At 68.4% G+C, this 7,028-nt stretch carries 9 protein-coding genes; 5 read left to right on the top strand and 4 right to left on the bottom strand.

Features of this window, described 5'->3' with window-relative positions:
• The first annotated feature begins 2 nt into the window (after nucleotides 1-2).
• The 5 genes from fliP to N5D62_RS28065 all read left to right on the top strand — a co-directional run bounded on the left by fliP (nucleotide 3) and on the right by N5D62_RS28065 (nucleotide 2,779).
• A complete protein-coding gene (fliP, locus tag N5D62_RS28085) occupies nucleotides 3-656 on the top strand; it encodes a flagellar type III secretion system pore protein FliP (RefSeq protein ID WP_279761418.1) in 654 nt (217 codons plus the stop codon).
• Between the two features lie 25 nt (nucleotides 657-681).
• On the top strand, nucleotides 682-951 hold the full coding sequence (fliQ, locus tag N5D62_RS28080) for a flagellar biosynthesis protein FliQ (protein ID WP_088384498.1): 270 nt from the start codon (nucleotides 682-684) through the stop codon (nucleotides 949-951).
• Nucleotides 952-999: 48 nt separating this feature from the next.
• Nucleotides 1,000-1,764, top strand: a complete 765-nt coding sequence (gene fliR / locus N5D62_RS28075; RefSeq protein WP_279761415.1) for a flagellar biosynthetic protein FliR — start codon at nucleotides 1,000-1,002, stop codon at nucleotides 1,762-1,764.
• A gap of 159 nt (nucleotides 1,765-1,923) precedes the next feature.
• Nucleotides 1,924-2,439: a hypothetical protein gene (locus N5D62_RS28070; RefSeq protein WP_279761414.1), complete on the top strand. Its 516-nt coding sequence runs from the start codon at nucleotides 1,924-1,926 to the stop codon at nucleotides 2,437-2,439.
• Entirely contained in the window at nucleotides 2,420-2,779 is a 360-nt protein-coding gene (locus N5D62_RS28065) for a hypothetical protein (RefSeq protein ID WP_279761413.1), read from the top strand. The genes N5D62_RS28070 and N5D62_RS28065 overlap by 20 nt, the downstream gene beginning before the upstream one ends.
• Before the next feature lie 52 nt (nucleotides 2,780-2,831).
• Here N5D62_RS28065 and N5D62_RS28060 read toward each other — a convergent pair whose 3' ends face one another.
• The 4 genes from N5D62_RS28060 to N5D62_RS28045 form a co-directional block, all read right to left on the bottom strand.
• On the bottom strand, nucleotides 2,832-4,148 hold the full coding sequence (locus N5D62_RS28060) for an FtsX-like permease family protein (protein ID WP_279761412.1): 1,317 nt from the start codon (nucleotides 4,146-4,148) through the stop codon (nucleotides 2,832-2,834).
• Between the two features lie 2 nt (nucleotides 4,149-4,150).
• The gene (locus N5D62_RS28055) at nucleotides 4,151-5,320 is read right to left on the bottom strand and encodes an ABC transporter permease (protein ID WP_279761410.1); all 1,170 of its coding nucleotides are present in this window, start codon (nucleotides 5,318-5,320) and stop codon (nucleotides 4,151-4,153) included.
• 27 nt (nucleotides 5,321-5,347) lie between these two features.
• The gene (locus N5D62_RS28050; protein ID WP_279761408.1) at nucleotides 5,348-6,058 is read right to left on the bottom strand and encodes an ABC transporter ATP-binding protein; all 711 of its coding nucleotides are present in this window, start codon (nucleotides 6,056-6,058) and stop codon (nucleotides 5,348-5,350) included.
• 11 nt (nucleotides 6,059-6,069) lie between these two features.
• The coding region (locus tag N5D62_RS28045; RefSeq protein WP_279761406.1) for an efflux RND transporter periplasmic adaptor subunit at nucleotides 6,070-7,028 on the bottom strand (959 nt) is incomplete at its 5' end.

The raw sequence follows: 7,028 nt of genomic DNA, 5'->3' as shown, positions 1-7,028 counted from the left end.
TCATCGGCCAGGGCGCCGGCGGCACCAACTACTCGGTGCCGATCCAGACGCTGCTGTTCTTCACCGCGCTCGGGTTCCTGCCCGCGGTGCTGCTGATGATGACGGGCTTCACCCGGATCGTGATCGTGTTGTCGCTGCTGCGCCAGGCGCTGGGCACGCAGGCCGCGCCGCCCAACCAGGTGATCGTCGGCCTGTCGCTGTTCCTGACCTTCTTCGTGATGAGCCCGACGCTGGACCGCGTCTACGCCGAGGCCTGGCAGCCCTACCAGAGCGGCCAGATCGGCTTCGACGTGGCGCTGGACCGCGCCCAGGTGCCGATGCGCGCCTTCATGCTGAAGCAGACGCGCCAGTCGGACGTCGCGCTGTTCGCCAAGCTGGCCAAGCTCGAGCCCAACGTCGCGCCGGAAAGCGTGCCCTTCCGCGTGCTGGTGCCGGCCTTCGTGACCAGCGAGCTGAAGTCGGCGTTCCAGATCGCGTTCCTGATCTTCATCCCCTTCCTGGTGATCGACATGATCGTCTCCAGCGTGCTGATGAGCCTGGGGATGATGATGCTGTCGCCGGTGCTGGTGTCGCTGCCCTTCAAGCTGATGCTGTTCGTGCTGGCGGACGGCTGGAACCTGTTGCTGGGCTCGCTGGCGGCGTCGTTCGCGCAGTAGCGGCCTCGCACGAAAGGACAAGACGATGGATGCGCAACAGGTCTTCACGATCGGCCAGCAGGGCCTGTACGTGCTGCTGCTGGTGGCCGCGCCGCTGCTGCTGACGGTGCTGGCGGTCGGGGTGCTGGTGTCGGTGTTCCAGGCGGCGACGCAGATCAACGAGTCGACGCTGTCGTTCGTGCCCAAGATCGTCGCGGCGGTGCTGGTGCTGGCGATCGCCGGCCCCTGGATGATCACGACGCTGGTCGAGTACATCCAGCGCACGCTGCAGAGCATCCCGCAGGCGCTGGGCTGAGCGCCCGGCCGCGCCCGCCGCCTTCCCGTTCCCCTTCCCCTCGCCGCGATGATCTCCCTCAGCGAAGCGCAGTTGCTGGCCTGGATCAATCCGATCCTGTGGCCGTTCCTGCGCACGCTGGCGCTGTTCGCCGGCATGCCGGTGTTCAGCCAGCGCCAGGTGCCGACGCGGGTGCGGATCGGGCTGGCGCTGTTCATCGCGGTGGCGGCGCAGCCGTCGCTGCCGGCGATGCCGGTGATCCCGCTGGACTCGCTGCCGCAGATCCTGACGGTGACGGCGCAGCAGCTGCTGATCGGGCTGGCGATGGGCTTCGCGGTGCGGCTGGTGTTCGCGGCGCTGGAGTTCGCCGGCGAGCTGATCGGGCTGCAGATGGGGCTGAACTTCGCGGGCTTCTTCGATCCGTCGACCGGGTCGCAGGGGACGTCGTCGTCGCGCTTCCTCGGGTCGATGGTGGCGTTCCTGTTCGTGGCGATCAACGGGCACCTGATGCTGATCAACTCGCTGGTGGAGAGCTTCCAGGCCTTCCCGGTCGGCGAGGAGCCGTTCCGTTTCCTGCGCGTGGCGCAGCCGCAGGTCTGGGGCGCGGAGGTGTTCCGCATGGGGCTGTGGATCGCGCTGCCGCTGATCACGATGCTGATGTTCGTGAACCTGGTGCTGGGCATCATCTCGCGGGTGGCGCCGCAACTGAACGTGTTCTCGGTGGGTTTCCCGCTGACGGTCAGCATCGGCCTGGTCGGCATGGTGGCGACGCTGCCGCTGATGCATCAGCCGTTCATGGTCGCGCTGGAGCGGATGCTGGCCGCGTTCAGCTGACCACGCCCCTCGGGGTGCCCTCGCGCGGGTGCCCACTTCCTTGCTTGTTCTCCCCCCGTTTTCGACTTGTGCGAGTCATGACGCAGGGTCGACGCATTTCGAGAATCACCACCTTCTCAATCAAGCCGTGCAGGACCGCACCGCGAAAGGAAGGTGGACATGCTGACGATCGAAGAACGGCCTGCGACTGCGCGCGTGGCCTCGACGAACAGGATCCCGGAGGGATGCTGGGTCTATGACGCGGACTGGTCGAAATGGCCGAGCGCGTGTTATCCCTGCAATCCGAATGAATGGCCCTTCAACCTCGAGGCAAGCAAGGGCACGCGGACCTTCCACGAGATCATTGGATGGTTCCTCAAGCAACATCCGCAGGTCTATCCGCCGGATGTCGATCAACTGCTCTCCCTGGTGGAACAGTGCGCGGTCGACAAGACGATCACGGCCCAGGTCGACATGGACCCGGACGCGGGAACCTACCAGCTTCGCATCTCCATGTACGGCTGCCCTCGCGCCAACGGACGGCTGGTGGCGGCGGAGTTGTATCGACTGTGGGAGCTCGAGAAGGCACATCCTGCGCTGGCCGCCCTCGCCGGGTTGATCTCCGTCGAGGATGAAGCGGGATCGTTTCCTCCGGTGCGCGACGAGGAGGTCGAGCATGACGCCCAAACTCCCTGATGGCCTGCTCACCCTCGCCGGGGAACTTGTCCTGCGCAAGGACGAAGCAAGCCTTCGAACGGCCGCCTCCCGCGCGTACTACGCCGTGTTCCTACTCGCGAGGAAAGTGGCGAACGTGCAGTCCCGCGGCGCTGATGCGCACGCGCGCACGCAGCAGCACTTCGCCGCTTCTGGATACAAGGACTTCGCAAAGCGCCTTGGGACTCTGCGCAAGCGTCGGAACTCGGCCGACTACATCGACGAGCGACCGTTCTCGCGACATGAAGCCTTTGTGGCCCTGTCCGACGCCCACGAACTGCGACGAGAGATGGAGACCATGCCAATCGCTCGAACGGGCTGATGGCGCCCCTGAAAGCCGGCCGATGCTTCCCAGCACCGGCCGGCCTTTGATTTCAAAGCTCGCGCAGCGCCGTCGTGACCGGCACGCTGGCTGCCCGCACCGCCGGGAACAGGCCGCCGATGAAGCCGATGGCCAGGGCCCACTTGAGGCCTTCCCACAGCAGCTGCCCCGACACCCGCAGCTCGAAGCTCAGCTTGCCCACCGACCCCGCGGCCATCGTCGACGCCGCATGCCCGTTGAACAGCAGGAAGGCGATCGCCCCGCCGATGACGCCGCCGATCGCGGCCAGCAGCATCGTCTCCAGCATCACCGCGACCACCACCGGCAGCCCCGGGAAACCGATCGCGCGCAGCGTGGCGATCTCGCGGGCCCGCGTCGCGACCGCCGCGAACATCGTGTTCAGCGCCCCGAACACCGCGCCGATCGCCATGATCGTCCCGACGACGATGCCGATCACCCGCAGGATCTTGGTCATCTGCTCCGACTGCTTGGCGAAGAACGCCAGCGTCGTCGTCGCGTCGACCTTGAGCTGCGGATTGCCGTCCAGCGCCGCCTTGAAGCCCTTGAACGCGTCCGCGCCGGTCAGCTTCACCGTCACCGAGTTGCGGCTCGCGCCTCGCCGGTAGGTCTCCGCCACCACCGGCGCATCCGCCCACAGCTCCGACTCCATCGAGTCGCCCGAGGCGAAGATCCCGGTCACCGTCCAGATCTGGCTGCCCAGCCGGATCTGCTTGCCGGGCTCCAGGCCCTCGAACTGCCGCGCCGCGCCCTGGCCGACGATCATCTCCTTGAGCCCGGGCTGGAACTTCCGCCCGGCGACGATCTTCACCTGCGGCCGCACCGCGAAGGCCTCGTCGCCGACGCCGCGCACCTGCACGCTGCCCTCCTCGTCGGTCGTCGTGCCCTTGACCGGCAGGTTGGCCGCGACCACCGTCTCGGCCGACACCAGCGGCTCGCCCTTGGCGGACTTGGCCACGCCCGGCGCCTGCGCGATCTGCGTGATGTCGTCGCGGCTCAGCACCGAGGCCACCTCCGCCGCCGACGCGCCGCGCAGCACGATCGCGCTGTCCTCGCTGCCGGACTTGCGCAGCGTCTCGGCATACCCCTCGGCCATCGCCAGCAGCGCCACCAGCACGCCGACGACGCCCGCGATGCCCACCACGATCACCGCCGACGATCCCAGCCGCTGCGGCAGCGTGCTGACGCCGACGCTGGTCACCGACCGCGCCTGCGCCCCGCGCCGCGACAGGAACATCCACAGCGCCAGCAGCACCGCCAGTCCCAGCGCGCCGAACCACGGCAGCATCACCCACGCCGCCAGCACGATCACCAGCAGCAGCACCAATCCCAGTCGTTTCAGGAACTTCATGGTCAGGCCCTCCCGGCCAGCGCGTCGGTGATGTTCAGGCGCATCGCGTTCAAGGCCGGCAGCGCGCCGACGATGACGCCGAACAGCACCATGAAGCCCACGCCCATCGCCCAGCTGTTCAGCCCGGCCGCCGGCAGGTTCAGCGAACCGCCGCTGCCCGCGCTGATGACCGGCCCCAGCACGCTGGCCAGCCCCAGCCCGATCACGCCGCCGATCAGCAACAGCAGCACCGACTCCGCCAGCACCATCGCCAGCACGCTGTGCCCCGAGAAGCCGATCGTCTTGAGCACCGCGATCTCGCTGGTGCGCTCGCGCACCGCCTGCATCATCGTGTTGCCCGACAGCAGCAGCAGCGTGAAGAACACCGCGCCCATGATCGAGCTGACGATCAGCCCGATGTCCGCCACCTGCTTCATCCACGAGGCCATCGCCGCCTGCTCGGTCTGCGTGCGGGTCTCATGGTCGGAGTTGGCCGAGATCGCGTCGATCGCCTTGGCCACGCGGTCCGCCTGGTTCGCGTCGGCCACCCGCGTCACGTACCAGCCCACCGCGCCCTGGTTGTAGGGCGTCGTGTCGTCGAAGTACTTCCAGTTCAGCAGGAACATCTGGTCGTACCAGCCGCCGGACTTCTTGTCCGCGGCATGGATCAGGCCGACGATCTCGAACTGCCAGTTCTTGCTGCCGTTGCGGTCCGGGAAGATCGTCGACTGCAGCGGGATCTTGTCCCCGACCTTCCAGTTGAAGCGCTTGGCCAGGCCCTCGCCCACCAGCGCCCCGATGCGGGTCGAGGCGAAGGCCTGCCGGGCCTGGTCGGTGACCACCATCTCGGGATACATGTCCAGGTAGTTCGGCGCGACCGCGAAGCTGAAGACCTGGTTGTGCGGGTCCTGGTAGGCGCCGCCGAACCAGTTCGCATGGGTCACCAGCTTGACGCCGTCGACCGCCTGGATGCGCTGCGTCAGCGCCATCGGCAGGGTCTGGATGAAGGACAGCCGCGAGCCGGTCTGCAGCCGCGACGCGCCGTTGGCCGACTGGCCGGCCTGGTCGAAGGACGTCCGCACCGCGTCGAGCAGCCCGAACAGCAGGAACGCCGTGATGATCGACACCAGCGTCAGGAAGGTCCTGAGCTTGCGCCGGAACAGCGCCGCCCAGATCAGATGAAGGTATTTCATGGCCTGCCTCTCTTTGGGGCCGCGGCCTCAGGCCGCCGCCGACACCGACTGCTCGACCAGCGTGCCCTTGTCCAGGTGCAGGGTCATGCGGGCGCGCTCGGCGGCCTTCGGATCGTGGGTGACCATCACGATGGTCTTGCCATGGTCGCGGTTGAGCGCCTGCAGCAGCGCCAGCACGTCCTCGGCGGACTGGCGGTCCAGGTCGCCGGTGGGTTCGTCGCAGACCAGCAGCGTCGGGTCGGAGACGATCGCCCGGGCGATCGACACGCGCTGCTGCTGGCCGCCGGAGAGTTCCGTCGGCTTGTGGCTGGCGCGGTCCGACAGGCCCACCAGCTGCAGCGCGATCGAGGCGCGCTTGCGGCGCTCGGCCGCCGACAGCTTGGTCAGCAGCAGCGGCAGCTCCACGTTGCGCAGCGCGGAGAGCGTGGGCATCAGGTTGTAGAACTGGAAGACGAAGCCCACCTTGGCCGCGCGCCACTTCGACAGCGCCGAGGCGCTGAGCTGGTCGATGCGCTGGCCGCCGATGGCGATGGCGCCGCCGCTGGGCTGGTCCAGCCCGCCGATCAGGTTCAGCAGCGTCGTCTTGCCGGAGCCCGACGGGCCCATCAGCGCCAGGAACTCGCCTTGCGCCACGTCCAGGTCGATGTGGTGCAGCACCTCGACCTTCTGCTTGCCTCGGGTGTAGACCTTGGACAGGTCACGGATCTCGATCAACTTGCTCACGGTGACTCCTCGCATCAACGGTTCATTCACTTGGCGGTCAGATGGATCTCGCCGCCGTCCCGCAACTGCTCCGGTGGGTTCACGACGACGGGCTCGCCGGGCTTGATCCCGTCCAGCACCACCGCCTGGTCGCCCACCGGCGTTCCCTGCTTCACCTTGCGCGCCGCGGCGTTCTGGCCGACGACGACGAACACCACCTCCGCGCCGTCGCGCGTCGCGACGGCCGACCGGGGCACCAGCACGCCGGGCGGCGGCGCGGCCTGCGCGTCGGCCTTGGCGGCCAGGAAGGAGACCCGCACGCCCATGTCGGGCACGACGCGCTGGTCCTTCTTCTCCAGCGCGACCCGCACCTTGACCGTGGCCTTGCCGCGGTCGGCCGAGGGCACGACCGCGATCACGTGGGCGGGGATCTTCCAGTCGGGGTAGGCGTCCAGCACCGCCTCGGCCGGCATGTCCGCCTTGACCTGGCCGATGTAGGCCTCGTTGACGTCGACATCCACTTCCAGCGATTCCATGTCGACGATGGTGCCGACGCCGGTCCGCGTGAAGCCGCCGCCGGCCGACAGCGGCGAGACGATCTCGCCCACCTGCGCCGCCTTGGCGGTGATGACGCCGGAGAACGGCGCCTTGACGATCGTGTAGTCGAAGTTGACCTGCGTCTGCGCGGCCTGCGCGGCGGCGGCATCGGCCTCGCGGCGGCGCGCCTCCAGCTGCGCCGCGAAGGCCAGCACCGCGGTGCGGGCCTGCTCGGCCGCCTGCTTCGTCGACATGCCGCTGGCGGCCAGCTCGTCCTGGCGCTTCAGGTCGGACTGCGCCTGCAGCCACTGCGCCCGCGTCGCCTCGACATTGGCCTGCGCGCTCTTGACGTTGGCCCGCGCCGCCTCGAGCGCGGCCCGCAGGGCGTTGTCCTCGAGCCGGGCCAGCACCTGGCCCTTGACGACGCGGTCGCCTTCCTCGAACAGCACCTCGGTCAGGGTGCCGGTGA

Origin of the sequence: Mitsuaria sp. GD03876 (assembly GCF_029840635.1) — a bacterium.
In the GTDB taxonomy this organism is placed as follows: Bacteria; Pseudomonadota; Gammaproteobacteria; order Burkholderiales; family Burkholderiaceae_C; genus Roseateles.
The sequence above is the reverse complement of the archived record's forward strand: the minus strand, read 5'-3'. Positions and strand labels throughout refer to the sequence as shown.